Here is a 26,203-nt window from a genome sequence, read left to right on the forward strand (position 1 = left end):
TATACATAATAAGTTAATATTATAAACCTAGATGACTAATTAAGTAATATATTTATGAAGGCTTCTACAGCAAGCTCTGTATGCCTAATCAATAATAAAGAGGCTGGGACAAAACTAGCTTCAATTAGTGAGAAATCCGAATTTGAATTCATTCAAATTCGGATTTCTCTATTTTTTATGTTGTCTCTAGATAGTCCTTAGCTACTGGCTGTGAATTTTCTTAAATTCACGGCCAGTAATGCGAGCCCCATTTCGTTTCCTACACTCGATTTTCCTCGAACAGAAAATCGAGTGAAACGCAAATTAGCCTTCAAGAATCCAAAAACTGGTTCCACGTCAATTTTGCGTTGACGATAAATGGTACTCGTTTTTTCTTCTGAAAGCTTTGTTCTTACATATTCTTTTTGCTGTTCCCACTTCTCATTCACTAGTAACTTACGATTATTTCCCTCTTTTGCTTTTGTACATAATGAACGGAATGGGCATCCGGAACAGTCTTCACATTCGTATACCTTAAACTCACGCGTGAAATCATATGGATCCGTTTTCGTGGTACGATATTTAAATACGAGCTGTTGTTGGTTCGGGCAAGTGTATTGATCATTTTCTTCATCATAATTCCAGTAGGCTGTATTGAATTCGTTTTGTTTATACTTTTGCTTTTGTTCTTTTAAATACAAGTTATATGTAATTAAGGCTTCTCGTTTACGATTCGAAAGGATATCATCATAATTTTGTTCGCAGCCATATCCAGCATCTGCGACGATGTGTTTTGGTAACTCAAAATAATGTTGTTCGATTTCATCTAAAAACGGGATTAAGGTACGTGTATCTGTTGGATTCGAATAGATACTGTAGGCAAGTACATATTGACCTTCTGTTGCGACTTGGATGTTATAACCTGCTTTCAATTGACCATTTTTCATATAGTCATCTTTCATTCGCATAAATGTGGCATCTGAGTCCGTCTTGGAATAACTATTTCGCATGCCAAAGATTTCAAAGTCTTTTTGATATTTTAGTTTACGTACAATATAGTCGATTAATTGTTTGCGAGCTTGCTTTGGGAATTTCCGTTCAACTCTTAAAGCTTTTCTTTCAGCTACATCCGATGAATCCTCTATTTTTTGATCATACTCGGCAATCACTTCGTCTACTTTTTCTACCATCTGGGCGAGCTCTTCTACTGCTAATTCTTCTACATTTTCTCGTTCAATTTCGGGTATGATTTCTTTTTCGAGTAGCTCATCGTATAACTGGTTTGATTTTTCAATTAATCCTTTATGGTATTTCTCGATGGATTTTTTCCACACGAAAGTAAATTTGTTCGCATTGGCTTCGATCTTTGTTCCATCTATAAAAATAGCTTCCTGATCAATTAATTCTTCTTGAACCAACTGGCAACGAAATTGGACGAAACATTGGCGGATCAACTCTTTCATTTCTGGTTGAACACGGAAACGGTTGATTGTGCGGTAGCTTGGTTCATACCCTTGAGCTAGCCACATCATCCGAAGACTATCTTTTAATAGGGCTTCAATTTTACGCCCTGAGAAGACAGATTGTGTATAAGCACATAAGATAATTTTAAGCATCATGCGTGGATGGTAGGCGGGACAGCCTTCATTTCGAAGGAATGGTTCAAACGCTTCAGGCGAGATACTTTCAACTAAATGGTGGACATGGAAGGCAATATCGCTTTTTTGTAATGTTACTTCTAAATCTAAAGGCAAAACTAATTGATTCATGTTATAATTTTTAAACATAAGGATCCTTCTTTCTGTATAATTTTGTTGTGGTGACTTAATTTTATCAGAAGCGGTCCTTATTTTTATTCAAAAATTAATGAAAGCCTGTGAAATTTTACTGATCGTAAAATTTCACAGGCTTTTTAATTTAGAGGTGGGTTTTGTCCCAGCCTCTTTATTATATGTTCTAAACAGCTCCGAATAATTTTAATAGATTAATAATAATAATGCCGATAACACCGAAATCTGAATCGCCAAAGGTTGTGCCTTCATAGCCGATGTCGCCCATAAAGATTAGGAGTATGGCTGGAATAAAGCTAATTAATAGACCATTAGCAAAGGCCCCAGACATGGCACCGATTCTGCCGCCTGTAGCATTGCCAAAGACGCCAGCTGCAGCTCCCGTGAAGAAATGGGGAACGAGGCCAGGAACAATCACTTTTAAACCAATGAAGGGGAGGATAAACATAGAGACAAGTCCTGCTAAAAAACTAAAGATGAAACCAATGATGACAGCGTTTGGTGCAAAGGGGAAAATAGTTGGGCAATCTAGTGCTGGTTTTGTGTTTGGGACAAGCTTATCAGCAATGCCTTTAAAGGCTGGAATAATTTCAGCAATTAACATACGGACACCCGCCAAAATAATATAGACACCTGCAGCGAATGTGATCGCTTGCATAATAGCGAAAATAATAAAATTAGAGCCAGCTGATAATTGTGCCTCAATATAGGAGGGGCCTGCGAAAAGGGCAACAACGACAAAGAATACACTCATTGTTAAAGAAATAGCGACAGAGGTATCTCTTAAAAAGCCTAATGATTTCGGAACCTGTATGTCCTCAGTTGATTTCGTTTTATTACCAAAGAGCTTACCAATCTTTGCAGAAACATAGTAGCCAACACTGCCGAAGTGACCTACAGCAAAATCATCACTACCTGTTATTTGCCGAACAGTGGGTTGTAAAATGGCAGGGAACACTACCATACAAAGACCAAGAATGATAGACCCTATGATAATAAGAGGTGTACCACTCATTCCACCAACTGACAATGAAGCCGCGATTAAACAAGCCATAAATAATGTATGATGCCCAGTTAAAAAGATATACTTTAATGGCGTAAATCGCGCAAATAATAGATTCATTATCATACCAAATACCATTATTAATGCTGTAGCTGTACCAAAATTAGTCTGAGCAGCTGCCACGATGGCCTCGTTGTTGGGAATGACTCCCTGTACTTGAAAGGCATGATCAAACATTTTACTAAAATGGTCTAACGAGCCAATCAAGACAGTGGCACCAGCACCAAGAATGACAAAGCCCATAATTGTTTTGAATGTACCTGAAAGAACAGTGGAGCTAGATTTTTTTTGAATGAGTAAACCAATAAAAGCGAATAGGCCGACTAGTATAGCTGGTGTTCCTAAAATGTCATGCATGATAACATCCAACATATCAACACCTCATCCTATCCAAATTTTCCGTACTTAAAGCAAAGGTTCTAGCTTTTCTTTTATTTCCACAATACTCATCATATTGACGATGCTCACAATGGTTCCATTGTCTTTCGCTAATTCATTCACAATGTCTGCTGCCCCTAAGTAAATATCTGCTTTCTCCGCCTTTGCAGATGCTAAATCTGTATGGGTTACCTCAGCATTTTTACCCAATGCCTCTAATGCCTTTTTTACATTCCATTCTAAAATCAAGCTACTACCTAAACCATTTCCACACACAACTAAAATTTTCATCCTGGTGACTCCTTTGTCGTATATTGTTTGATTTTTTCACAAATCGTGTCTGCATGCTGACAGGCAATCAGGCCTTCAATCTGGTCAGGGTCTTGTAATACTGCTGCCAAATCAGCTAACGCCTGTAGATGTGACGTATTGTCGATGGCAGCTAACACAATTAGTAAGTAAACAGGCTGATTAGGGCTAAAAAAAACAGGTTGCTGTAACCGAAGCAAACTCATGGCAAGCTCATGAACACCATCAGATGGCCGTGCATGGGGAATGGCCACTTTTGGTGTAATGACGATGTAGGAGCCATATTGCTCAATAGATTGAATCATGGCTTCGACATAGCGTTGCTCAATTTTATTTTGCTGTACTAATGGTCTTGCAGCTAAATGAATCGCTTCTTGCCACGAATGGACAAAGTTTGCAAGCTGTATACAATCCTTTGTCAGAAGCCTAGTTAGCAAGGACAACCCTCCTTTCTTAAAAATATCCTCCCATTCCATGTTATTACGACTACCTGTGGAATTATGTCATAACAGGGGACATTTTTAATTGCTTTGCTACATCGTAAACCGACGTTTTGACAAATTCATCAAGGGTATGATCTAAACGCGTTTTCGGATAAATCAACTGAATCTTTCTGTGAAGCGTCACATCATCTAAATCCTTCTTCATCAGTACACCCGATGTTAATTCCTCTTCTATTAAGGCAATAGATAGAAAAGCCATGTTTTTTCCAAAGGTCAGCATTTTTTTTATCGTGCTCACAGAATCCAGTTCAATCGTATAAGTAGAAGGCTGGAAAGGGTCCATCCACTTCTCAATGAAGTGATTAGTAGAGCTAGAAGAGGTATGCAATAATAGCTTATTTTTAAGAATATCTTCTTTGGTAATGTCCTGTTTAGTCGCTAACTCGTGTGAGGGGCTAAAGGCCAAAACAAGTGCATCTTCCCCAATCGTTTCGTAATGCAGGAAGGGATTTTCCTGTTGGGTCTCCATAATAAGCCCGAAATCTAATTCTTGGAGTGCTACTTTTTTTTCAATTTCAGGTGCTGTTTTTACTTCTAATGAAATGCGAATATCAGGATAAGCTGTTGACACTTGATGAATTAAATCTGGCATAAAAATATGGGCAGGTAAGCCACTTGCCCCAAAACATATCGTGATATACGTCTTCTCCTGCCAACGAAAGGTGTTTTTATTTTATTTGTCCCTTCAGTACGAAGACAGCTATATCGAGAAGAGATCTATTTTTATGTTAATATTTTTGAATAGTGAAGAGTGATTTTATGGTAATTAAGAGGAGGATATAATATGGTGCAAACAGTTATTTTAGAAGGATTTGAAAATCGCCAACTTATTACGACACAATCAAAAGTAGAACCATATAATATGTATATTATGAGTAGAGATATAAGTGAAAGTTGGAGCTATTTAACTGGATATTATGAAGGTATTGTTCGCTATAATTATCAACTTAATCAAGTTGATAAATTGCTAATTCCGAATGGATTTCAGTTATCAAGTAATTCTTTTTATAATGAATATTTTTATTGCAGCAGATTGATGTGGGAAGGAAAAACTGCAAATTTAATATTAAACCAAATTGATTGCAAAAACTTAATTTTAAAAGATTCAATAACATTAAAAATAGAGGATAATAGTTCCAATCCTGAGCATTCTTCATTATCTGAAACAGAGCTATATGGTTTGGGAGAAAGATATTTAATTGTATGTGTACCACAGATAGAATCGCAAAAACTTACTAGGCACACAAATTGTATACTCGTAGATTTTTTAGAAAATAAATATTACATAATACCCGAAAAAATAGGACAACATGATACCTTTTTAAATGTAAATAACATAAAAGTAATTGATAAAAAAAATAAAAAATTCGTTTATTTTACAACTGGTTCATTATCCTACAGTAATAAAAAAAATGCATGGAATCATAGGGAAAAGGAAAATTCAAATTTTACTGAGAGCCTTGTAATCATTGACTATAATTTATTTATAGAACAAATAAAAAATGATTTGCCAATTTCAGAGACTTGTATAGTAGATCAATGTGATAATAGTGAAAGCTTTGTATTGGAAAATAATAAAAACGAATGTGTTTATTGGTATAAACATAATCTTAGAGATGAAACATATATTTTGAAAATGTTTAATCCATTCAGTGAAAATTATCAAGAAAGAATTATTGATGGGAAGTATGATGTCATCTATTTCTTTAATGATGATTTATATGGAGTAAAAGAAAGCGAACATACACAAGTATTATATGATGCCAGTAATAATAAGGAGTTATATACAATAGGAAATTCAAGTTATTTCTATTATGGAAACAAAGAATGGGTTGTTTTCTTTGAAACTCCAACTAATAGTTTTAATATGAAATGGATTGTTTATGATTTAATTCATAACAAAGAAGTTGCTTCAATGGAAAGCTCTCATCCAACAGTAAATTATATTAAAGAAAATAATACGATTATATTTATAAAATAATTGCCTCTCCTCTTTTTGCTTGGGGTATGGTAGCAGGGAGTACGAAGGGAGACCATCATACTTTTACAATTAGTCGTAAGGAATCTTTGAAGACAACTTCTAATGTCTCTTACGATATGGTTGATACGAGTGCTGCCAAAAAATTGATTCTCGAAAATTCGCCAAAGAAAATTGTAAATTGGCATTCAGAAGCATGGTATAAAAATACGTTAGCTCAGGCAGTAGAATATGGACCTGCTAATGCCATAACTTATAAAGGGAATTTTCTAGGACATGAAGCGGATATTGAAGTGTGGCAGTACAAAGGAGACATTATGGTTGAACTTTCTACAAAGGTAGATGATGCCGCTCAAGCAGCTGCTATTGGAAAGCAATGGTATGAGCAACTATTATCCGCAGGCTATTTGAGTGGAGATCAACGTGGTAAAACGGCATTTGTCATGGATAAATAAATAGAAATATAATGATTTCGTCTCATATAGAAATGGGGCGAATTTTTTCTTTGTGAACAGAGATATTAAAAAAGTAGGTCTATGTTGTTCTAACTTTGATATTTTCGCTTACACTTACTATAGGACGAACTTTGGATGATATGAGGGGGAATTAACATAGCGAAGAAAATGGGCATTGTTACGCTGCTATTATTCGGTGTTTACGTGCTTTGTATGTACTGGTATATATTCCATAGCGGCGGAGGAAAAATACCTAGTGCCTTACAAGGAACGGTGGCAGATCCAGTAATGTTTATGTCTGGTAAGGAGCTTTTTTTAAGTGGTGAATATTCAAAAATACGGAATTTTTTATTCTTTGTAGCGACTCCTTTGGAATGGCTTATTTACTTTTTGATTTTATTATTGGGCATCTCCCGTTATTTTGAAAAAGTGACGACCTCCCAAACGAAGTGGAAGCTATTGCAAAATGCAGGCTACCTATTCCTGCTATCCCTATTGCTCTATATTGTTTTATTCCCGCTTGATTATTATCGCTATTACCTCAGCAAAAGCTATGGCATCAGTACGCAAGCATTTGCGTCTTGGATGAAAGATGGTGTTATTGATTTTTGGGTGAACTTTGGGATGAGCTTCATCATTGTGACCGTTATTTATTGGCTCATTAAAAAGAGCGAGAAACGGTGGTGGCTTTACGCTTGGCTATTAACCATCCCTTTTACAATCTTTGTGATGTTCATCCAGCCAGTTGTCATTGATCCTTTGTACAATGATTTTTATCCGTTAAAAAATAAAGAGCTGGAAACGAAGATACTCTCAATTGCTGAGCAGGCGAATATACCAGCAGAGCATGTTTATGAGGTCAATATGGCACAAAAGACCAACTCCTTAAATGCTTATGTGACAGGGATTGGTAGCAATTCGAGAATTGTACTGTGGGATACCACATTAAATAGACTGACGGACAATGAAATTTTATTTATCATGGCGCATGAGATGGGCCATTATGTAGAAAAGCATATTTATTTTGGCATTGCAGGTTATTTATTGCTTACGTTGGTTGGGTTATGGTTTACAGCGAAGGTTATGCGACGTTTGGTTGGACGCTATGGACAGGTACTGAAAATTAATAAAGTTGGCAGCATTAGCTCATATCCATTATTTTTGCTCATTACCTCTATATTGTTATTTGCCTCTAATCCAGTGTCGAACTTCATCTCAAGATATCAGGAGACAAGAGCAGATCAGTATGCGATTAACCTCATGAATGATCGTGAAGCGGCCGTAACAGCTTTTCAAAAACTAACGATTTCAGGATTAAGTGAGGTCAACCCTCCGCTTCTTGTTAAATGGTTCCGCTATACACATCCGCCGATGCTAGAGCGTATTTATAAGGTGGCAGATACAGGTGATCACAAACAGACTGCCCCTTTAAAGGAAGAACAGAAGAAAAAGTAGGAATATAGGTTTTTCATCAGCAGAAATTGGGTAATCTATGAGAAAGATATATCAAAATTTGGTCGTTGATTGATAGGGGATATCATTATGCGTAATGTGATTATAATTACTCTTTCTTCCATTGTAGTGGCCTTTGCCTATAATTATTTATTAATTCCCCATGAAATCTTGAGTGGTGGATTGAGTGGTATCGCCATCATGCTTGGCATTATTACCCCTTGGAATACAGGGGTATTAAATTTACTGCTTAATTTGCCTTTACTGATTTTAGGTGTGATGAAGCTTGGTAAGCGATTTATTAGCTATACGATTCTTTCTGTAGCCGTTTTGTCCGTGAGTTTATATGTTATTCCAATTCACAAGGCAACACAAGATCCTATCCTTGCATCCCTATTTGGAGGAGTTATTGTAGGCTTTGCGATGGGTATGATTTTTCGTGCAGCAGGCTCCTCTGGGGGCTTTGATATTATTGCCATGCTACTAAGTCGTAAACGAGATTTTCCACTCGGTACATTAATTGCTGCTATGAATGGTGTTGTAGTGGCAGCTTCTGGCTTTGTCTTTAGCTGGGACGCGGCATTATTAACGCTTGTTTCCATTTATGCAACGGGAAAAGTGGTGGATACGATTCATACAAGCCATATTAAATTAACGTTGATGATTATTACGAGTAAAGGGGAAGAAGTCAAGCAACAGCTGTTGCAAAAACTTCATCGTGGTGTAACGATTATCGATGCGAAGGGAGCCTACTCTGGTGAAGGGCGAAAAGTGTTAATCACTGTCATTACGCGTTATCAACTCGCGGATGTAAAAAGTACGATTAAGGAAACCGATCCAAAGTCGTTTGTGAATATCCTACAGACAACAGAGGTTATGGGAATGTTTGATCGAAGTACGAACTAAATAAGGCTAGTCCCTACACACGTTTTAGGTTATACTAACCATAATCGAACGTGTGTTTTATTTTGTGCCGAAAGGGGAAGAAATAGATGGAAAAAGAAATGATCCATGCTCATTGTCTACAACTACAGGGAACGATTTATGACTATAAGGAGGAATGGCAAGCAGACCGTTATCATATTGGTGGGAAAATGTATGCCATGATTGGGGGAAATGCTACAGGTAAGCCTGTATTAACGTTAAAATGCGAGCCTGCACGAGCAGAGGAATTACGAGAATCCTTTGTCAGTATTATACCTGGTTACTATATGAATAAAACGCATTGGAACTCCATTTATATGGATGCTGAGGATGTCCCGATGGATTTGGTAGAGAATCTTATTAAGCATTCGTATGAGCTTGTTTTCAGTAAATTAACGAAAAAAGCACAGCAAGAAATTCAGTTGTTAGAAGTGACAAAATAAACAAAGAAAGTTAAACTGTCTCAATCCAACTGAAAATGCTATAGGGTGGAGAAAATAGATGAGAAAATTCTTGTTATTAGCAATAGTCACTTTAAGTGCTTTATTATTGTTAGGAGGCTATCGTTTAACTGCATTAAGCGCTGTAAAAGCCAATTTTTTTATGACACCTGAGTATAAGATTGTTGAAAAGATTCAAGAAGAAAACGATATTTTTTATTTGTTTAAGAGTGATAAAAAAGAAATCTATCAAACTGTTTTGGTACAAAAAACGTACTTCTATATAAAAGGGTTTATGCTACGGGTATCTCCTCCACGAATGATTCTTTAGAGACAATAGGAGGCATGAGCTATCGTTTGCATCATGAAGGAACTTTGTTTGTTGTATTATCTCATGATGAAAATGTTTCCTATATAACAATTAACTCAAAGCAAGGAATTATCAAAAAATCCATTGAACATAGTAAACTAGTTTCGTTTTATATACCTTATGCGCAGCAAATTGATTTATTGGAAGCTGTTGCTTATGATAAGAACGATCGCCCAATCTATTATTATGGCTATGATGATGCTGATAATTTAAGATGGAATCGTGTGGATGAATAAAAAATAGCTGAGGAGACAGTTAAATTTTCATTTGCTTGTTTACTCAGCTAACTATTGGATAAATACTAAGAATTATAACCGCGCTCACCATAAGGATTTAGCGTGTTGAGCCATTTTTGCTCTAGCTTTTCAAGCTCTTTTTTGTCATCGAAATAGCCATCTTCTTTTTTCTTTAAATATTCAACAATTTTCACCTCAAAAGCATCTTGACCAAATGAATTGTAATCTGCTTGAAGCTCCTTATTCGTATGTGTATTCGTTTTGAGCATAAACTGAAAACCATTTAAACGTTTTAAATTATTAAAGCTCCCCACAAACACTTTCCCAGTTTTTGTATTAGTCATCGTAAAAACGCCCGCTTCAATTTTCATGTCCTTATACATCTCTTTTAACTCTTTTTTATGATCCATTTCCAAAACCTGCCTTCTTATTTTTTAACCCAGTAAGCACTACCGTCAGCTTTGCGGTCCAGAAAACCGTATTCAATTAAGTAGCGACGTATATGAACGTAGTCTTCATACATCGGTTTGATGATTTCATTTAATTCTTTTTCTGTATATTGTTTTTCTTTGTCAAAAAGCATTGTGATGGCACGAAGTACTATAATTTTTTGTTTTTCACGCTTAGGAAAACGAACTAGCTCCTTGCCAACACCATGTGGAAATAATTTCGCCAATAATTGCTGTTCCTCTGAGAGAGTGACATTATAGCGATCGTCAACCATTGTAGCTGTTTTATGAATAGACACAAATGGTTCCTCCTTTCGATCTTGTTCCTTCAGTAATTCCATCATTACCAACAATGTTTTCGCTTGGCGTTCCTTTTCCTTTAAAGCAAAACGATGGTGGCGAATGGTCGTGGCACTACCAATCTCTAATTCCTCTTTTACTTCCTGATCTGTTCTACCTTCATAAAATAAGCGTAAAATATGGCTTTGATGTTCTGTTAAGCCTGTCATTTTTTTATTGAGGCCGTTTAAATAATGAAAAACAGATTGATGTGTCATTGTAATATGCTGCTGCATCATTTTTTCGGCTTCGTACAATAAGCCTTCATAAGGATAAATAATCCCTTTCTCTACTTTTTCACCGCACAGAAGGCAGATGAAATGTGTTCCCTCATTGGTATAACCCTTTTTGAGGTCATCGATAGGAGCTTGCCAAAATAGTTCATTTACATCCATAGGGGAACCCTCCGTAAATACAAACGATATTTATTTTTGTTTATTAATTTATATTTAAAATAACAAATTGTTTGTTTAAATGCAATAAAAACACATCGTTTCCTAAACGATGTGTAAATCTGTTGGCTAAAATTTATTTATATGTTCTTTTAAATAACATCATAGATGCTAGCGCAAGTATGACGATTGTACAAACGATAATGATGAGGCTAGCCGAAGTACCGAGTATTTTTCCATGAAGCTCATAGACAATGCCATAATTGATTTTATAGTCTTCCACATAGGAAGCAGGCACACCTTCAAAAACATCGCCAATAGAGCTATCCATAAATGCATTGCGTAACAGTAATGTTGTATGACTAATGGGGAAATACATGATTAAATTTTGAGCAAAGCCTGGTAGAGCACCAAGAGGTACATAGACACCACATAAAAAGCCGAGTACTGTCCCGACGATTGTGCCGAGTGTTGAAAAAGCATTTTGCGTGGACACAAATAATGAAAGAAATAAATTAAAGACACTCGCTAGCAGGACAGATAAAAACAAAATGCCGAGTACATGAACAAAATCCCCAAAGCTTAGGAGCTTACCACCTGTTGCTACAAGAAAGATTTCACAGCCGATAAGTGCGATAAAGGAAAAAATACTGCCGATGATAAACGCATTGATGACATAGCTTAGCTGAATCGTTGAACGGGAAAGGGGCGCTGTTAAAAAATCTGCTTGTGCTTTTGACTCCTGATCCTTAACGGCAATGCCATATGCACCGAGTGTAGTAGAAACAGCAATCATGGACAGTAATCCTGCTACAAGCCATTCATTGACCATCGTCATTAATTCTGGTGTTGCTTCTGTTAGTCGCTCAATGGCATCTACCTGCATTTTTTGGAGAAAGACAGCGTACAGCACAATGACAATAATGACTGACAGTAGGGAGAAGAATACCTGCGTTTTATCTCTTCTAAATACTTTATTATTCCGCTGAACTAGACTAATTAATGCTTCCACTACGCGATCTCCTCCTCTGCCATAATATGAAGAAAGACATCATCCATCGATCCTTTAATGACCTCAAAGGAAGCAATGAGTTTCTCTGCTTGTTTTAATAGGGTCAGCGCATGTAGGGTAGAGGATAAACGAATAGTATATATCCCTTGTTTTTCTATATAAGAGAGCGCATTTTCCTCTAGCCACCTTACACCTTTCAATGGATTGTGAAAAACGAGAGCCATTGAATCATAGGCATATTTTGTTTTCAGCGCATCGGGTGTACCCTGCGCGACAATTGTCCCTTGCTTTAAGACAAGGACTTGATGGGCTACTGCTGCTTCCTCCATATAATGAGTTGTTAAAAAAACGGTCATATTAGTTTCCTGTTGAAGCTGCTTGATAGCCTGCCAAACGAATTGTCGCGTTTGTGGATCTAAACCCGTTGTAGGCTCATCTAGAAATAAAATACTAGGGCGATGAATAAGTGCACGAGCGATATCTGCTCGTCTTTTTTGTCCACCAGATAATGTTCCGTATTTTTGCTTTTCAATATCATCTAAATGCAAATAGGTGGAGACAAATTGATAGTTTTCTGTGAGCTGTGTTTTTGATAAACCATATGTTTGACCACGATGCAGGATATTTTCGCGCACAGTTAATCGTTCATCTAATATACTTTGCTGGAAAACGACACCGATGGATTTGCGAATATCCCCATTATCATTGCTTGCGTCAAGAGTGAAACCATTAATGGTTACTTGACCGCTGGATTTTTTTAATAATGTACAAAGTATCTCAATGGTAGTAGATTTACCAGCACCATTTGCCCCTAAAAAAGCAAATAGAGTGCCTTGTTCAACTGTAAAAGAAATGCCTTTGACAGCTTGCTGTTCGCCATAGTGTTTACATAAATTTTCAACTTCTATTGCAATGGTCATCTTTGTTAATCCTTTCTTTTTTGAATTTCTCGATTAATTTTTTCAATATCCCTTATTTGAAAAACATATATAATACACCAAACAATGGAATAAATGATGGCTTCCGATAGCAGCACATATGTCACACCTGAATGCTCAAACCAATTCCCGAAGTAGCCTGCCGTTAATACACATGCTGTGACAGCTATTAAATGTAAAAGTAGCTGAACCGTAAAAGGTATTGGCTCGATATCAAAAATGGCGGAAAATAGTCCAATCGCAATACCAAGAAGGGTAGCAATGATAATCTCCTCCAGTAATTCTGCCCCTGACATAACCGCATTGTTTGAAAGGACGCTTAATGTGACTAAGATGTAAGAAGAGCTAAGGGAAATGAGTAGTCCAATAATCATCATGCGTAAATACTTCATGCTATAGATCCCTCCCAATACCTAAATGTCTCTTTAATTCTTTTAAGTATTTTCGACTGACATGAATGGCTACTTCATTTTCGAGTAATAGTTGTGTAGTGCCGATTTTGCCCATTTGAATAGAGGCGATTTTATGGATATTGACAAGTGTAGATTTACTCACGCGTACAAAATCTTTGGCTAGCTGTGCCTCTAGCTCATATAATTTTCGCTTTGACTCAAACTCTTGCTCATCCGTTTGCAAAAATACTTTGGCACCCTCCGCGTAAATGGAATAAATATCAGAAATTTTTAATAGATGAATTTCTTGTTGGAAATACCCGTCTAGCATCGTCGTTTGGGATGCTTGAAGCTGCTTCATCAATCTTTCAATTTGCTCATTATATTCCTTGGCATGAATATGAACCTCTGTTTCTTCAAGTTCATGATTGATGGTTAAATGAATTTTCATAGGAGGCCTCCTTTTAAAACACTGAATCAGGTATTACTAATGTAGCATAGAAAATTTTAACAAGGATAAAATCTTCGATAAGAGGTTTTATTTTATAGATAACGGGTTCTTTTTAAGCGATACAGTTCACAAGTCGGCCCGGTAGAAAAAAAGATGCTTAAACGTCATAATAGGCTTATCGAGTTGAAGGGGTTGCTACCATGTTTGTTTTTGATAAGCATATGTTCATCACATTATGTATTGGTTTAATAGGTGCTGTGATTTTTCAATTTTTACATATACCGATGCCTTGGTTGCTAGGTGCGATTACAGCGGTGCTCATCGTGCAGCTGTCAACCAACGTACAATTGAAATGGCATCATTCTTTCCGTAATATTGGTTTAATCGTAGCGGGGTATTCCATTGGCTATGCTTTTACACCAGAGGCTGTTCAGGATATTAAGCTTTTTTTAGGGAGCATGGTCATTTTAAATATATTATTTATTTTGCTATTTTTCGCTGTTAGTTTTCTTGTAGCAAAGCGCACCGATTTGGATTTTGCGACCGCCTTGACGTGCTGTGTCCCTGGTGGCATGTCACAGGTTGTGGCATTTGCTGAAGAACAAGAGGAGATGGATATGGTAGTTATTACGTTCTTTCAAATCCTTCGTGTCCTTTTAATCGTCGGCTTTGTTCCTTTAATGGTAGCAGGCGCTGGTAGTAGCAGTTCTATGATTGATGGAATGTATACATGGAATCTTGTTGGTATACTTGTGGTATGTGGTGTAGCAGGGTGGCTAGCACAAAAGTTAAAAATTCCAACAGGCTATATGCTTGGACCAGTGTTTTTACTAATGGGTATTAATATGGCAGGGGTAGAGGTACCCAAGCTACCATTATCATTACTGCATATTGCTCAACTCATGCTAGGAATTTATATCGGCTTATTGTTGAAAAAAGAGGATCTCCATTTATCGAAGAAGCATATTTTTTATGCGTTTGTCTCAGCAGGTATTTTTATCGGAGCAGCTTATGGTCTAACATTTGTGATGACAGTGTTGTACAGTCTCGACTTTAGGACAGGCTTTTTAAGCATTGTACCTGGGGGACTTGATCAAATGGGAATTATCGCCGCTTCTGTACATGCAAACGTGGCAATCGTGACGGCTTTTCAGCTATTCCGTGTACTAGTAGTCTCGATCTTCCTTGTGCCCGTGGTAAAAATGTTTGTGAAAAAAGTGAAAACATGAGGGGATAGTAGTACACTAAACCCTCATGTTTTTCTTTTATTTAATATTTAAATTGATGAATCAAATCCTGTAATGTTTCAGCATTTCTCGTTAGCTGTGACGCAGCATCATTAATATCATCCATTGATAATAGATTGGTTTCCGCAATCTGAGTAACGACTTTTGATTGCTCACGAGCATCTATGGCAATTTCGGCCATAATTTGTGTGGAAGCATTGGCTTGTTCAATTCTTGCATATAACTCCTCAGCAATTCCTGAAACCTCTTGAATCTTATTCGTTACAAGCGACACTTTGGTTGTAATTTCTTCAAAGGCTTTACTTGTCGTGTGAACCACCTCGGCACTTGTTGTGGCTTCTTGCTTACTTTGCTGCATGTGAACGCGGGCTTCCTTAGAAAGCTGTTGCATAGTATGGATTGTGTCTGTAATTTCTGCTGCAGAAGTTTTGGATTGTTCCGCAAGTTTACGAACCTCCTCTGCAACGACAGCAAAGCCTTTGCCATGTTCACCAGCGCGTGCTGCTTCAATGGATGCATTGAGTGCTAGTAAATTCGTTTGCTCAGCAATGGCATGAATAACTTCCACAATTTCATCAATTTTATTAGCATGAGTGTCAAGGGCTGCAATGGAATTAGCACTTTCTTGAACAGCCTCTGACATCCTGCGCATTTGAAGCTGCATATCTTGTGCTGCTTCTTCTCCATGTTTAGCTGTGTCCCAAGCATCGGATGCATAGGAGGATACTTCACCATTTGTTTCCGTAACGAGCTGAATCCCTCCAGCAATATCTTGCATTGCTTCAGCATTCTCATGAGCACTATGCTTTTGTGTACTCGCACCACTCGCTAATTCCTGCATATTAGCTGTTAATTTTTCTGTCGTTGCCGTAGTTGATCCCGCAGTGGCAGACAATTCCAAAGAGGATGCGGATACTTGATTGGCCGTTTCATCTACTTGTTGCATCATGCTTCGTAAGGTGGTAAGCATGGCATTAAAGGATTTTGCGACTTGGCCAATTTCATCTTGCGAGTTCACCACAATTTGCTGAGTTAAATCGCCTTTCCCAGCTGAAATGGTTTCTAGCTGGTGATTTAATTGTTTCAAAGGTTTGACAATACCTCGTACGAAGAGCATGCCCGCAAGCACAGCAATGATAGCAGAAATCACAGCTATAATGCCCGTTTTTAGCAACATTTTTTGAGCTACTACATCAATGTCAGAAGAAGGTACGCCAGCGAAAATCATGCCAATAATTTCTCCATTTTTAGTTTTTATGGGCTTATATTTTGTAAAGTAGGGTTTGCCCACAACTTCAGCTGTACCAGAATATATTTTCCCTGTTGTTAAAACTGTGTCCGCTACTTTTGGATCGACAGTTGTGCCAATAGCACGTTGACCGTCAATGACAATATTTGTGTTAATACGTGTTTCTCCAGAAAAAATCGTAATCGCAGCCTGTGATAATTCTCCTAATGTATCAATAAGAGCTGTTTCTTTTGCGATGTTGACGTTTCCTTTGTACAGTTCCCCATTTTCTATTTGCCAATCACCTGGGTGTGTTTGATCAAGATTATGTATACTTACATCTAAAATTTGATTGAGCCTTGTTTGGTACTCACTTTCTAAAGTTTTTTTCATTTCGCTTGTATTCATGAGACCGATGGCAATTAGCACAAACCCAATGATAACTACAATTAATAAGCTCATTTTACTTTGCATTCCTAGCTTTTTCATTAAATGTCCCTCCACATTTTTAGCTACATCATAAAACATGCATGAAAAACCATTACCAATAACCTAAATATTGAAACTAATTGGTAAATAATTTCTATTTTATATTAGTATATAACTACAATGTCTATTTGTATATTTATAAAATTTAATGATTAGTGAATTTTTTCCTTTCCAAATAATCTGACTAATGTTATGATACCTATAACTATTATGAACGGAGGTGAAAAGGAATGAATAAAAACGCTACGAAAACATGTGTAAAAGTGGATACAGCTATGTATTTTGCACGTGTGATTACTTTTGATTTTGCGAACAACGGGATAGGTCTGTCCATTTTTAAGCAAAATCAAATAACAAACGTAGCGAATTAACCATTCTTTTTCACACATTTATATGAGAAGAAGACTGCTTGTTAAGGAGCAGTCTTTTTTGTGTTCTAAAGATGTTTTCGCACGTTTCATTGGAGGAAAAAACGATGCAAATGAAAGCTGAACAACTACAAAAAATTATGGGTGGCAATATAATATTCGAAAATTTACAGCTAGAGGTAAATAGTGGCGAACATGTGGCGATTGTCGGTGTGAACGGCAGTGGTAAAACGACTCTCCTACAGCTACTTGCAGGTGTAGAAATACCTGAAAAGGGGCGAATTATTAAAAGTAAGGAAGCAACGATTGGCTATTTACATCAAATTCCCCACTATCCACAACATGCTGTGAAAGAAGTGCTGGAGGAGGCATTTTCGGATATTTATGCAATGAAAGCAAGAATGACAGCACTTGAGCAAGAAATGCAGTCAACGGTAACGGATAAAATATTATTGCAATACGGGCAACTGCAGGAGCAGTTTATGTTGCTGGGGGGCTATGAAGTAGACACCCAGTTAGCCATGATCGCAAATGGACTAGGTATTACGGATATGCTAGAACAGCCATTTAACAGTTTAAGTGGCGGAGAAAAAACAAAGGTAATGCTTGGGCAAATTTTATTGAAAAAGCCTTCTATATTGTTATTAGATGAACCAACGAACCATCTTGATATGCAGGCAATTGAGTGGCTTGAAAACTATGTACGAAACTTTGAGGGCATTGTCATTGTCGTCTCTCATGACCGGCATTTTATGAATCAAGTAGCGCAAAAGATTATCGAAATTGAGGATGGAGAGGCTTTTGCGTATAACGGCGATTATGATGCTTTTATAGCACAAAAAGAAGCAAAGGTTGAACAACAGTTTGCAAATTATGAGGAGCAACAAAAGAAAATTAAAAAAATGCAAGAAACGATTAAACGTTTAAAGCAGTGGGCGAATGAAGCGAACCCGCCAAATGCATCTATGCATAGACGTGCTAAGAGTATGGAAAAAGCACTGGCACGTATCGAGCGAGTAAAGAAGCCAATCACCAAAAAGAAAATGAATTTAGCGCTAACAATGGCTGAGCGTAGTGGTAAAGAGGTAGTGCTATTAGAAGGGGTTCATCATGGATATGGTAAACCTTTATTGAAGGACAGCAACCTCGCTGTTTATTTTGGAGAAAGATTGGCGATTGTTGGGAGCAACGGTAGTGGAAAGTCAACGTTATTAAAAATGATGCTAGGGGAAATCGTTCCGAAGCGTGGAATCTGTTATGTTGGTAGCAATGTGAAATTTGGCTATCTCTCACAGCAATTTGAACATCAAAATCCTTCTATCCGATTAATTGATGCCTTTCGTGAAAGTGTTGCAGTGTCAGAGGCTGAAGCCCGACATATTCTCGCACGATTTTTATTCTATGGCTATGATGTCTTTAAAAAAGTGAAAGACTTAAGTGGTGGAGAAAAAATGCGTCTACGTTTGGCACAACTAATGCATGAGGATATTAATGTACTAATCTTAGATGAACCGACCAACCATTTAGATATTGAAGCAAGAGAAGTTTTGGAAGAGACACTAGAATCCTTTGAAGGCACAATCATCGGTGTGTCCCATGACCGCTATTTCTTACAGAAAATTTTCGCAAAAACGGCATGGATAGATAATCAAACAATTCAGGTTTTTGAGGGAGATTATGAGTGGGCTAAACAAAAAAGACAGGAATTCACAGAGAAAATGATTGAAAAACAACCAGCGAATAAAACGCAGCCACCTAAAAAAGAACTACTGATTGAACAACAAATTGAAAAATTAGAGATAAAACTACAACAACCATCGCTTGCTAAAGAACAACGGCAGAAGCTTGAAATACAATTAGAACATTTATATGAAAGATGGTTAGAGGGGGAAGCAGAGCATGTTTAATTTAGAACGCATTATGCAGCTAGATATAGAGTATGTGAAGAGTTTCAGTGAAGTGGAGTTTTGTAAGGAGGGGGTCTTATTTTACAATCAGTCTATTCCAACCTATTATGATGCAAATCATGCACAGATTTGGAGAAAGATTGCACAGCCAGATGCGTTTTTACAAGCTATCAAAGCGTTCTATCAATCAAAATCTCTGATTCCACGGATTTATTTATATAATCTTGAAGAAAATCAGTTATGTATGAAAGCATTAGAATCACATGGCTTTCAATATGAGCATTTTGTCAACGAAATTCAATACTGGAACGGTGAATATGCGATACTTCCACCTAATCCTGCCATTCAAATTGAGCGTGTAACGGATGCAAATATGGAGGAAGCATTAGCAGTAGAAATGAGCATTGCTGCATTTGGGGAGCCATCATTAATAAAAAAGGCATTTGAGCAAACCTATCATTCGTCACATTTTACGTATTATCTATTAAGACTAGATGGGGTGGCGTGCTGCTCGGCAAATATTTTTGTGTCAGGAAATCAAGGAAGGATCGAAAGTGTTGCAACAACTGAAAGCTATCGTGGCCGAGGTTTAATCGGCTATATGCTGCAACATATCCAACAGCAGTCAGTAAAACAGGCATTAGAGCATCTTTGGATATTACCGATTACTGAGCAGGTTGCCAACGTCTATGGCAAGGCAAATTTTAAATCGGTGGGCTCCATTGCATCAATTCATGCGTTTACTGAAGGGAAGAGCATTCAAGACATTCGCCAACAGGCTTAAATAGATACACATAAAGATTGCCAAATTCCTGTAATGCTTACAAGGAATTTGGCATTTTTATTTAGAACTGTACTTGCCAATTTTGATTACAAGTTGCTTTGATGAAGGGATGCTTTAAAATATACTCAGCCATTATTTCGGTCATATCAATTTGTATTTCTTTTACAACGGGGCGAGTTCTTAAAAAGTCAAAATTTCCTGCTCCTGTAGCACGATAGCTGCTCATTACGACATCAAATTCCTCATCCATTTTGATAGCCTTACCATTGTACAAAAGTTTCGTCACACGTTCACCAATCGGTTTGGATATGTCAAAGATGTATTCGATACCCTCCCACATATCATAATTATAGGGCTGTGCCTTAGGATAAAGAAATGGCTCTGCAACTTTTAATTGTCCCGCCTCGACCGTAAAATAACTAGCAGATTGTTCAAGTGCGAGTAAGATGTCCTGTCCTGATAGACGAAGTACCTTTAATGTATTGGCATAGATGTAGTTTGTAACAATATCACGCATGGTGACAGCTTGCTTTAAGCCACCTCGTTCATCATGAAAAAGAGCCGTACAAGAAATAGAAGTTCCGGATACCGCCATTTGAATGCGATTGATAAACTCTATATAAGGATGCTCTTGAATGCGTGCTAGAAACGGATCTTCGATTTGTAAATCTCCTTGGATCACACCAATCGTTTCATCTAACCAGGCTTCGGTTTTTTCAAATATAGGAGAGATAAGCTGACAAACAGCTGCATTAGGTATTGTATTTTCAGCGCTATAAATAAGAGATGGTATATGAGAAATCGTTTGGATCGTATGCTGGTCATCCATCTCGATTTCGAGTTGAATGCTACCGAGACAAACTCCTTTAGTACTAGGTTGAACAACGGATTTTCCCATAATAGTTGTGCAAATCTCACGATGTTGATGACCAGAAATAATAATGTCGACTTCATCAATTTCTGCGCACATGCGGTACCCTTGATTTTCTCCGTCCTCTGTCTCAAGTAATTCTCCCGTTTCAAGATTTCGCTCAAATCCCCCGTGATAGCAAAGAATGAGAACATCAATTTGTTCATTAGCCCGAATCCATTTTGCCCAGTAGCTAGCACTCGAAAAGGCATCCTCAAAGTGAAGACCTTGGATATGGAGCGGTTCTTCCCATTTTGTTACAAAATGCGTGGTCACACCTAAAATAGCAAATCGAACACGATCTACTTCTTTTAGTATATAAGGCTTCGTAAATGGCTTGCCATCCTCTGTAACGATATTTGCTCCTAACCATGGAAAATTGGATTGGCTCCTAATAGATTGTAACGTCTCTTGACCATAATTAAATTCGTGATTGCCGAATACCATGGCATCATATTGAAGCTCATTGGCAACTTGAATCAATGGATTCGGTTCTTGTGCTTGGAATTTCTGGTGATAAAAAGTCATGGGACTTCCCTGAATAAAGTCACCATTATCAATTAAGAGGGTAGGCATTTCAAGCCGTTTTTCCTCGATGATGGTTGCTAGCTTTGCTAAGCCAATTGCTTCATTATGATTGTTTCGGAAAGTAGTTGGCATAATATAGCCGTGAATATCGCTAGTTGCAAGTATTTGTATGGTTTTTATCGTCATAAGTGATCCTCCGATTAGTAGTATATCCACAGTATATAAAGTAATAGCCGGGAAAATAGCGTATTTACAATATCAAAATACTATTTTACGAATTAGATACATAGATTTACGCTCTTTTAACACTAGGAAAATATTTACTGTATATACTGAGGAAGCATTTCAAAAATGGGGAGGATAACACTTTGAAGAAATTACTACTTTTAACGTTAACGTGCATGCTTTCTGTGTTCTTAATGGCATGTGGAAATGAAGTTACTAGTACATCAAGTGCTGATAAAACTGTAGAGACGTCTACTGAGGCAAGTGGCAATGAATCAGTAGAAAAATTAACGATTGGCTTTGTGCCTTCACGTAATCCAGATGAAATTATTACGGCAACAGAACCTTTAAAGGGGTTGCTGAAGGACGAGCTCGCAAAATTAGGCTTTGATGTAGGTGAGATCGATATTACAGTAGGAACAAATTTTGAAGCAGTGGGTGAAGCCTTATCTGCAGGTACGACAGATATTGGCTTAATTCCTGGGGGAACTTATGTGCTCTATGATGATGGCGCAGAAGTAATTTTAACAGCTACACGTGCAGGCTTAAATAATGACTCTGATCATCCAAATGATTGGAATAAAAACAAGCCAACTGCTCCGACAACAACACAGGCCACTTCTTATAGAGCCATTTTGGTGGCAGGGCCATCTGAAAAAGGGAAAGCATTAGCAGCGAAAGTCAATAACGGTGAAAAATTAACGTTTGAAGATTTAAATGATGCTACTTGGAACGTCATGTCCTCTTCTTCACCAGCAGGCTATATTTATCCAACATTATGGTTACATGAGAATTTTGATAAAACGATTCCTGATTTAACGAAGGTTGTTCAGGCGGATTCTTATGGGAGTGCCTTTGCCCGTTTAGCAGCAGGTCAAACGGATGTTTTGGTCACATATGCAGATGCACGTCGCGATTATGAAGAAAGCTGGCAAGGCGAATTTGCCCGCTCTGCTTCCATTTGGGAGGAGACAGATTTGATTGGTGTCATGCCCGCTATTTATAATGACACGATTAGTGTGAGTAAAAACTCGAAGGTTATGACAGCAGAGTTGAAAGAGGCAGTTCAACAGGCATTCATAAATATTGGCAACACTGAAAAAGGGAAAGAAGTGATTGCTATATATAGCCATGAAGGCTATCAGGCTGCAAAGGACAGTGACTATGACAATGAGCGTAAAGCACAGGAATTAGTGCAAAATCTAGGTTCGAACTAATAGTCAGTCTCGAAGGTGAAGAATCTGTGGCTTGCGGTTATCCCGCAGAAAGCAGATTCTTCTTTCATTCATTCGGTGAGATTCTTTTTTAGAAATGGAGCGGTACAATGATTGAGTTCAAGGAAGTAGAAAAACGTTATCCAAATGGTTATCTTGCCTTACAGCAAATTAATCTTCAAATTGAGCAAGGTGAATTTGTGGCTATCATCGGTTTATCGGGTGCAGGAAAATCAACACTGTTGCGCTGTATTAATAAAATGCATGATATTACGGGGGGAACATTGCATGTTAATGATGTGAATGTGCATCGACTCAAAGGCAAGGGTATTCGCCATCTACGCCGTAATATTGGCATGATTTTTCAATCCTTTAACCTTGTTACTCGTGTATCAGTTTTGCAAAATGTGTTGGTTTCCTTTGTACCGACTATGCCTGCCTGGCGAAAAATTTTAGGCATTTTTACGAAAGAGGAAAAGCGTAAAGCATTAATGGCACTTGATCAGGTTGGTATTTTAGATAAGGCCTATGTACGTGTCGATCAGTTATCGGGTGGACAGCAACAGCGTGTTGCCTTAGCTCGTACGCTTGCTCAAAATCCTCAAATCATTTTAGCTGATGAGCCTGTTGCATCGTTAGACCCTGTAACAGCAAAGCAGGTTATGGAGGATTTTAAACGGATTAACCAAGAGCTAAGCATGACCATTTTGATTAACATTCATCATGTTGATTTGGCATTAGCTTACGCAACACGTGTTATTGGTGTACGTGGCGGTGAAATTGTCTTTGATGGACAAGCCGATGAAATCAACGAGGAAACGCTTGCGTTCATCTATCACAATACGAATCAGGAAAGAGGTGTAACGAGCCATGCAATGGAAGCTGCTATCACCGAAAAAAATAGTATTGCCTAATGGCAAAGAAGTACTGGAAAAACGGTCATTCATGCCAATCGTGTGGCTTATTCTATTCGTATTAGCTGTGCTTGCCATTCGTATTACAGGCTTTAGCTTAGAAATTTTAGTGAACCGAATTCAACAATTTTTTGTCATCCTACAACAGATGATTCCACCGAATTGGGCCTACTTATCAAAGCTATGGCAGCCGCTCTTTGATACGATTAAAATGTCGTTATTTGGCTCTATTGCGGGGGCTATATGTGCGTTACCAATAGCCGTTCTTTCAGCGACCAATATAACCAAGCATAGAGGAATTGCGCTGGTAAGTAAGTTTATTTTAAGCCTACTTCGAACATTACCAACACTGATTATTGCACTTATTGCGACATTTATTTTTGGGCTTGGAACGATGGCTGGCACAGTAGCCATTTTCCTATTTACCATTGCATATGTTGGAAAGCTATTATATGAGCAAATAGAAAACGCTAATATGGAAGCCTACGAGGCCATGCAGTCGATGGGGCTAACGACCATTCAAGCCTTTCGTTTTGCCATCCTGCCACAAATCCTTCCTAACTACTTGTCGACATCATTGTTTTGCTTTGAAGGGAATGTTCGTTATGCGTCTATTTTAGGGTACGTCGGTGCAGGGGGAATCGGCCTGCTGCTCAATGAAAGTTTAGGCTGGAGAAGCTATGAGAATGTGGGCATGATTCTTTTAATGCTTGTTGGTACTGTTTTTATCATTGAAACAACGAGCGAATATTTCCGTAAAAAATTAATGTAGAGGTGATGTTATGAATGCAATCGAAAAACAATTACAGTTACAACCAAATCGACGCATGTCATACATCATGATAATTGTGATCGTTTGTCTTTTATTTATTTGGTCTATAACAACGATTCATTTTGAGAATATATCAGTAAATGGGATAAAAATCGCTAAAAATATATTTGTAGGATTGCTGAATCCCGATTGGTCATTATTAGTCAATACGACAACAGCAGGCGTACCTTATTTATTAATCGAAACGATGGCCATAGCATTTCTTGGAACCATTGTAGGCGCATTGCTAGCCATCCCTTTAGCCTTTTTGTCGGCTTCTAACATTGTGCCAAAGCCTATTGCTTTTGTTGTCCGTTTACTGTTAATAATCATTCGTACGATTCCTGCCATTGTCTATGGTCTTATGTTCATCAGAGTGACAGGTCCTGGTCCATTTGCTGGTGTACTGACGATGTCATTAACTTCTATCGGAATGCTGTCAAAGCTCTATGTTGATGTTATTGAGGACTTAGATAAAAGTATTCTAGAGTCAATGGAAGCAATTGGTTGTACGTTGCTGGAAAAAATACGTTACGGTATTTGGCCACAGCTAACAGCATTATTTTTATCCATTGTAATCTATCGTTTTGATATGAATTTACGAGATGCAACCGTACTCGGCTTAGTTGGAGCAGGTGGAATCGGTGCGCCATTAATTTTTGCGATGAACGCATATAAATGGTCTGAGGTAGGGTCCATTTTATTGGGACTTGTCCTGCTTATTTTACTCGTGGAGTATGTTTCGAATCGCATACGTACGAAGCTTGTCAAAGGGTAAGTATGAATTGATGAAAACTAGTAAAACCCTGAATAGTATCGACTATTCAGGGTTTTTCATTTATTGTTAAAAAGAAGGATTTTCAATTATTAAAAGTTTTTTACTTGAAAAAATGTCGTATTCGATTTATTGTCTTTAGAGATACTTGTTTAATGGACTTGGAGGATATAAAATGCACGGAATTTATATACGCTATAATGTCTCAGAAGAAACCCAAGCAGCACAATGGCCCAAAAAAATGGATGCATTTGCGTATGTTCAACGAGGAAAACCACAACAAGACAATGTTAACTTGCTGTCAAAAGAAGAGCTGAAAAACCATGCCATTCGCTATATTAAAAGCTTAAAAGACAATGCAAGTGTACATTTAGTAGAGCAACGCAACGGCGAAATTGAACATTTTGATCGACGTTATATGGAATCATTAAAGTTAAAAGAAAGCATCGATTCACAACTTATTAATCTAGAAGAAATTCGTTTATTATTACAATTAATGAATGTCTTGAATTTATCGCATGCATTTGGAGAAAATGCTGGAAAGCTATTGCGTCAAATTACCCCTTATGCAAAAGATGTGGAGCATCCAACATTCCAAACAACACGTGTTGAGCGCCATTTCTATTCGGAATTAATTGAACAAATTGAAATGGTCTATGCCCGAATTATGCGTCAACACAACCCATCAACGACTGAAATGCAGCAATCAGAAAAGCTCTGGACAACAGTCTGTGAGCAAGCAATAGAAAAGGTAGAAGCCCGCATTGAACGTTTATCTTCTATCAAATTAAAGCATGAGAAAAATTTACTAGAGTTTAATCACTTAAAACAGCAAAATATCGAGGCGAAGGAACGCTTAGATCTAGCTGTGAATGAACTGGATGAAATTTTAAATGTCCTAGAATCATAAGAAAAGCATGTCTACCGATTGGAGTGCCAGTCGATAGACATGC

At 37.6% G+C, this 26,203-nt stretch carries 29 protein-coding genes; 16 read left to right on the forward strand and 13 right to left on the reverse strand.

Annotation, left to right across the window (positions count from 1 at the left end; genetic code table 11):
* Nucleotides 1-197: 197 nt before the first annotated feature.
* From V6670_RS06980 to V6670_RS07000, 5 genes are all read right to left on the reverse strand, one after another.
* Entirely contained in the window at nucleotides 198-1,766 is a 1,569-nt protein-coding gene (locus tag V6670_RS06980; RefSeq protein WP_338651340.1) for an IS1182 family transposase, read from the reverse strand.
* Nucleotides 1,767-1,935: 169 nt separating this feature from the next.
* The gene (locus V6670_RS06985) at nucleotides 1,936-3,204 is read right to left on the reverse strand and encodes a PTS ascorbate transporter subunit IIC (RefSeq protein ID WP_141903992.1); all 1,269 of its coding nucleotides are present in this window, start codon (nucleotides 3,202-3,204) and stop codon (nucleotides 1,936-1,938) included.
* Between the two features lie 33 nt (nucleotides 3,205-3,237).
* Nucleotides 3,238-3,501 carry a PTS sugar transporter subunit IIB gene (locus V6670_RS06990; protein WP_141903993.1) on the reverse strand — a complete coding sequence of 88 codons (264 nt, stop codon included), beginning with the start codon at nucleotides 3,499-3,501 and terminating at the stop codon, nucleotides 3,238-3,240.
* Entirely contained in the window at nucleotides 3,498-3,956 is a 459-nt protein-coding gene (locus V6670_RS06995; RefSeq protein ID WP_338653313.1) for a PTS sugar transporter subunit IIA, read from the reverse strand. The genes V6670_RS06990 and V6670_RS06995 overlap by 4 nt, the downstream gene beginning before the upstream one ends.
* A 61-nt stretch (nucleotides 3,957-4,017) precedes the next feature.
* Nucleotides 4,018-4,659, reverse strand: a complete 642-nt coding sequence (locus tag V6670_RS07000; RefSeq protein WP_338654528.1) for a LysR substrate-binding domain-containing protein — start codon at nucleotides 4,657-4,659, stop codon at nucleotides 4,018-4,020.
* 147 nt (nucleotides 4,660-4,806) lie between these two features.
* Between V6670_RS07000 and V6670_RS07005 the strand changes: the two genes are divergently transcribed.
* The 7 genes from V6670_RS07005 to V6670_RS07035 all read left to right on the forward strand — a co-directional run bounded on the left by V6670_RS07005 (nucleotide 4,807) and on the right by V6670_RS07035 (nucleotide 9,877).
* Complete coding sequence (locus V6670_RS07005; protein ID WP_141903995.1) at nucleotides 4,807-6,003, forward strand: hypothetical protein; 1,197 nt, start codon at nucleotides 4,807-4,809, stop codon at nucleotides 6,001-6,003.
* Between the two features lie 26 nt (nucleotides 6,004-6,029).
* A complete protein-coding gene (locus tag V6670_RS07010; RefSeq protein WP_338653316.1) occupies nucleotides 6,030-6,455 on the forward strand; it encodes a hypothetical protein in 426 nt (141 codons plus the stop codon).
* 156 nt (nucleotides 6,456-6,611) lie between these two features.
* Entirely contained in the window at nucleotides 6,612-7,910 is a 1,299-nt protein-coding gene (locus V6670_RS07015; protein WP_308302772.1) for a M48 family metallopeptidase, read from the forward strand.
* A gap of 87 nt (nucleotides 7,911-7,997) precedes the next feature.
* Entirely contained in the window at nucleotides 7,998-8,813 is an 816-nt protein-coding gene (locus V6670_RS07020; protein ID WP_141903996.1) for a YitT family protein, read from the forward strand.
* Nucleotides 8,814-8,899: 86 nt separating this feature from the next.
* On the forward strand, nucleotides 8,900-9,274 hold the full coding sequence (locus V6670_RS07025) for an MmcQ/YjbR family DNA-binding protein (protein WP_141903997.1): 375 nt from the start codon (nucleotides 8,900-8,902) through the stop codon (nucleotides 9,272-9,274).
* A gap of 58 nt (nucleotides 9,275-9,332) precedes the next feature.
* Entirely contained in the window at nucleotides 9,333-9,602 is a 270-nt protein-coding gene (locus V6670_RS07030; protein WP_338653319.1) for a hypothetical protein, read from the forward strand.
* A 14-nt stretch (nucleotides 9,603-9,616) separates the two neighbouring features.
* Nucleotides 9,617-9,877 (forward strand): hypothetical protein, encoded by a 261-nt coding sequence (locus V6670_RS07035; protein ID WP_141903999.1) that lies wholly within the window; start codon nucleotides 9,617-9,619, stop codon nucleotides 9,875-9,877.
* Nucleotides 9,878-9,942: 65 nt separating this feature from the next.
* On the opposite strand, the gene V6670_RS07040 is transcribed toward V6670_RS07035, so the two are convergent.
* From V6670_RS07040 to V6670_RS07065, 6 genes are all read right to left on the reverse strand, one after another.
* Nucleotides 9,943-10,287 carry a GIY-YIG nuclease family protein gene (locus tag V6670_RS07040; protein WP_141904000.1) on the reverse strand — a complete coding sequence of 115 codons (345 nt, stop codon included), beginning with the start codon at nucleotides 10,285-10,287 and terminating at the stop codon, nucleotides 9,943-9,945.
* A 17-nt stretch (nucleotides 10,288-10,304) separates the two neighbouring features.
* Complete coding sequence (locus V6670_RS07045) at nucleotides 10,305-11,060, reverse strand: DUF2087 domain-containing protein (RefSeq protein WP_141904001.1); 756 nt, start codon at nucleotides 11,058-11,060, stop codon at nucleotides 10,305-10,307.
* Between the two features lie 133 nt (nucleotides 11,061-11,193).
* Complete coding sequence (locus V6670_RS07050; protein ID WP_338653323.1) at nucleotides 11,194-12,069, reverse strand: ABC transporter permease; 876 nt, start codon at nucleotides 12,067-12,069, stop codon at nucleotides 11,194-11,196.
* Nucleotides 12,069-12,989: an ABC transporter ATP-binding protein gene (locus V6670_RS07055; protein WP_338653324.1), complete on the reverse strand. Its 921-nt coding sequence runs from the start codon at nucleotides 12,987-12,989 to the stop codon at nucleotides 12,069-12,071. Before V6670_RS07055 ends, V6670_RS07050 begins: the two co-directional genes overlap by 1 nt.
* A gap of 5 nt (nucleotides 12,990-12,994) precedes the next feature.
* The gene (locus V6670_RS07060; RefSeq protein ID WP_141904004.1) at nucleotides 12,995-13,399 is read right to left on the reverse strand and encodes a DUF3021 domain-containing protein; all 405 of its coding nucleotides are present in this window, start codon (nucleotides 13,397-13,399) and stop codon (nucleotides 12,995-12,997) included.
* Nucleotide 13,400: 1 nt separating this feature from the next.
* Complete coding sequence (locus tag V6670_RS07065; RefSeq protein WP_036127005.1) at nucleotides 13,401-13,850, reverse strand: LytTR family DNA-binding domain-containing protein; 450 nt, start codon at nucleotides 13,848-13,850, stop codon at nucleotides 13,401-13,403.
* A 200-nt stretch (nucleotides 13,851-14,050) separates the two neighbouring features.
* On the opposite strand from V6670_RS07065, the gene V6670_RS07070 reads away from it, so the two are divergent.
* Nucleotides 14,051-15,079, forward strand: a complete 1,029-nt coding sequence (locus tag V6670_RS07070; RefSeq protein WP_058844275.1) for an AbrB family transcriptional regulator — start codon at nucleotides 14,051-14,053, stop codon at nucleotides 15,077-15,079.
* Between the two features lie 40 nt (nucleotides 15,080-15,119).
* Here V6670_RS07070 and V6670_RS07075 read toward each other — a convergent pair whose 3' ends face one another.
* Nucleotides 15,120-16,814: a methyl-accepting chemotaxis protein gene (locus tag V6670_RS07075; protein ID WP_186436134.1), complete on the reverse strand. Its 1,695-nt coding sequence runs from the start codon at nucleotides 16,812-16,814 to the stop codon at nucleotides 15,120-15,122.
* Between the two features lie 230 nt (nucleotides 16,815-17,044).
* On the opposite strand from V6670_RS07075, the gene V6670_RS07080 reads away from it, so the two are divergent.
* From V6670_RS07080 to V6670_RS07090, 3 genes are all read left to right on the forward strand, one after another.
* The gene (locus tag V6670_RS07080; protein WP_004232534.1) at nucleotides 17,045-17,185 is read left to right on the forward strand and encodes an RAxF-45 family protein; all 141 of its coding nucleotides are present in this window, start codon (nucleotides 17,045-17,047) and stop codon (nucleotides 17,183-17,185) included.
* Between the two features lie 104 nt (nucleotides 17,186-17,289).
* Entirely contained in the window at nucleotides 17,290-19,089 is a 1,800-nt protein-coding gene (gene abc-f / locus V6670_RS07085) for an ABC-F type ribosomal protection protein (protein ID WP_338653326.1), read from the forward strand.
* Nucleotides 19,082-19,873, forward strand: a complete 792-nt coding sequence (locus V6670_RS07090; protein WP_141904007.1) for a GNAT family N-acetyltransferase — start codon at nucleotides 19,082-19,084, stop codon at nucleotides 19,871-19,873. Before abc-f ends, V6670_RS07090 begins: the two co-directional genes overlap by 8 nt.
* Before the next feature lie 61 nt (nucleotides 19,874-19,934).
* On the opposite strand, the gene V6670_RS07095 is transcribed toward V6670_RS07090, so the two are convergent.
* On the reverse strand, nucleotides 19,935-21,497 hold the full coding sequence (locus V6670_RS07095; protein WP_338653328.1) for a bifunctional UDP-sugar hydrolase/5'-nucleotidase: 1,563 nt from the start codon (nucleotides 21,495-21,497) through the stop codon (nucleotides 19,935-19,937).
* A gap of 215 nt (nucleotides 21,498-21,712) precedes the next feature.
* Here V6670_RS07095 and V6670_RS07100 point away from each other — a divergent pair, with 215 nt between their 5' ends.
* The 5 genes from V6670_RS07100 to V6670_RS07120 all read left to right on the forward strand — a co-directional run bounded on the left by V6670_RS07100 (nucleotide 21,713) and on the right by V6670_RS07120 (nucleotide 26,160).
* Nucleotides 21,713-22,753, forward strand: a complete 1,041-nt coding sequence (locus V6670_RS07100; protein ID WP_338654533.1) for a PhnD/SsuA/transferrin family substrate-binding protein — start codon at nucleotides 21,713-21,715, stop codon at nucleotides 22,751-22,753.
* A 107-nt stretch (nucleotides 22,754-22,860) separates the two neighbouring features.
* Nucleotides 22,861-23,664, forward strand: a complete 804-nt coding sequence (phnC, locus tag V6670_RS07105; RefSeq protein WP_141904009.1) for a phosphonate ABC transporter ATP-binding protein — start codon at nucleotides 22,861-22,863, stop codon at nucleotides 23,662-23,664.
* Nucleotides 23,621-24,436, forward strand: coding sequence for a phosphonate ABC transporter, permease protein PhnE (phnE, locus tag V6670_RS07110; RefSeq protein WP_141904010.1), 816 nt, complete (start codon nucleotides 23,621-23,623; stop codon nucleotides 24,434-24,436). Before phnC ends, phnE (V6670_RS07110) begins: the two co-directional genes overlap by 44 nt.
* Before the next feature lie 10 nt (nucleotides 24,437-24,446).
* Nucleotides 24,447-25,253 (forward strand): phosphonate ABC transporter, permease protein PhnE, encoded by an 807-nt coding sequence (gene phnE, locus V6670_RS07115; RefSeq protein ID WP_141904011.1) that lies wholly within the window; start codon nucleotides 24,447-24,449, stop codon nucleotides 25,251-25,253.
* 172 nt (nucleotides 25,254-25,425) lie between these two features.
* Nucleotides 25,426-26,160, forward strand: a complete 735-nt coding sequence (locus V6670_RS07120; protein WP_338653329.1) for a hypothetical protein — start codon at nucleotides 25,426-25,428, stop codon at nucleotides 26,158-26,160.
* The last annotated feature ends 43 nt before the right edge of the window (nucleotides 26,161-26,203 follow it).

This window comes from Lysinibacillus sp. Y5S-8, assembly GCF_036894365.1.
In the GTDB taxonomy this organism is placed as follows: Bacteria; Bacillota; Bacilli; order Bacillales_A; family Planococcaceae; genus Lysinibacillus; species Lysinibacillus fusiformis_D.

What these genes read in the sequence shown, in the direction of transcription:
- V6670_RS06980 (WP_338651340.1), bottom strand. Translation starts at nt 1,766, where the DNA reads ATGTTTAAAAATTATAACATGAATCAATTAGTTTTGCCTTTAGATTTA.
- V6670_RS06985 (WP_141903992.1), bottom strand. Translation starts at nt 3,204, where the DNA reads ATGTTGGATGTTATCATGCATGACATTTTAGGAACACCAGCTATACTA.
- V6670_RS06990 (WP_141903993.1), bottom strand. Translation starts at nt 3,501, where the DNA reads ATGAAAATTTTAGTTGTGTGTGGAAATGGTTTAGGTAGTAGCTTGATT.
- V6670_RS07005 (WP_141903995.1), top strand. Translation starts at nt 4,807, where the DNA reads ATGGTGCAAACAGTTATTTTAGAAGGATTTGAAAATCGCCAACTTATT.
- V6670_RS07010 (WP_338653316.1), top strand. Translation starts at nt 6,030, where the DNA reads ATGGTAGCAGGGAGTACGAAGGGAGACCATCATACTTTTACAATTAGT.
- V6670_RS07020 (WP_141903996.1), top strand. Translation starts at nt 7,998, where the DNA reads ATGCGTAATGTGATTATAATTACTCTTTCTTCCATTGTAGTGGCCTTT.
- V6670_RS07025 (WP_141903997.1), top strand. Translation starts at nt 8,900, where the DNA reads ATGGAAAAAGAAATGATCCATGCTCATTGTCTACAACTACAGGGAACG.
- V6670_RS07030 (WP_338653319.1), top strand. Translation starts at nt 9,333, where the DNA reads ATGAGAAAATTCTTGTTATTAGCAATAGTCACTTTAAGTGCTTTATTA.
- V6670_RS07035 (WP_141903999.1), top strand. Translation starts at nt 9,617, where the DNA reads ATGAGCTATCGTTTGCATCATGAAGGAACTTTGTTTGTTGTATTATCT.
- V6670_RS07040 (WP_141904000.1), bottom strand. Translation starts at nt 10,287, where the DNA reads ATGGATCATAAAAAAGAGTTAAAAGAGATGTATAAGGACATGAAAATT.
- V6670_RS07045 (WP_141904001.1), bottom strand. Translation starts at nt 11,060, where the DNA reads ATGGATGTAAATGAACTATTTTGGCAAGCTCCTATCGATGACCTCAAA.
- V6670_RS07055 (WP_338653324.1), bottom strand. Translation starts at nt 12,989, where the DNA reads ATGACCATTGCAATAGAAGTTGAAAATTTATGTAAACACTATGGCGAA.
- V6670_RS07060 (WP_141904004.1), bottom strand. Translation starts at nt 13,399, where the DNA reads ATGAAGTATTTACGCATGATGATTATTGGACTACTCATTTCCCTTAGC.
- V6670_RS07065 (WP_036127005.1), bottom strand. Translation starts at nt 13,850, where the DNA reads ATGAAAATTCATTTAACCATCAATCATGAACTTGAAGAAACAGAGGTT.
- V6670_RS07070 (WP_058844275.1), top strand. Translation starts at nt 14,051, where the DNA reads ATGTTTGTTTTTGATAAGCATATGTTCATCACATTATGTATTGGTTTA.
- V6670_RS07075 (WP_186436134.1), bottom strand. Translation starts at nt 16,814, where the DNA reads ATGAAAAAGCTAGGAATGCAAAGTAAAATGAGCTTATTAATTGTAGTT.
- V6670_RS07080 (WP_004232534.1), top strand. Translation starts at nt 17,045, where the DNA reads ATGAATAAAAACGCTACGAAAACATGTGTAAAAGTGGATACAGCTATG.
- abc-f (WP_338653326.1), top strand. Translation starts at nt 17,290, where the DNA reads ATGCAAATGAAAGCTGAACAACTACAAAAAATTATGGGTGGCAATATA.
- V6670_RS07090 (WP_141904007.1), top strand. Translation starts at nt 19,082, where the DNA reads ATGTTTAATTTAGAACGCATTATGCAGCTAGATATAGAGTATGTGAAG.
- V6670_RS07095 (WP_338653328.1), bottom strand. Translation starts at nt 21,497, where the DNA reads ATGACGATAAAAACCATACAAATACTTGCAACTAGCGATATTCACGGC.
- V6670_RS07100 (WP_338654533.1), top strand. Translation starts at nt 21,713, where the DNA reads ATGCTTTCTGTGTTCTTAATGGCATGTGGAAATGAAGTTACTAGTACA.
- phnC (WP_141904009.1), top strand. Translation starts at nt 22,861, where the DNA reads ATGATTGAGTTCAAGGAAGTAGAAAAACGTTATCCAAATGGTTATCTT.
- phnE (WP_141904010.1), top strand. Translation starts at nt 23,621, where the DNA reads ATGCAATGGAAGCTGCTATCACCGAAAAAAATAGTATTGCCTAATGGC.
- phnE (WP_141904011.1), top strand. Translation starts at nt 24,447, where the DNA reads ATGAATGCAATCGAAAAACAATTACAGTTACAACCAAATCGACGCATG.
- V6670_RS07120 (WP_338653329.1), top strand. Translation starts at nt 25,426, where the DNA reads ATGCACGGAATTTATATACGCTATAATGTCTCAGAAGAAACCCAAGCA.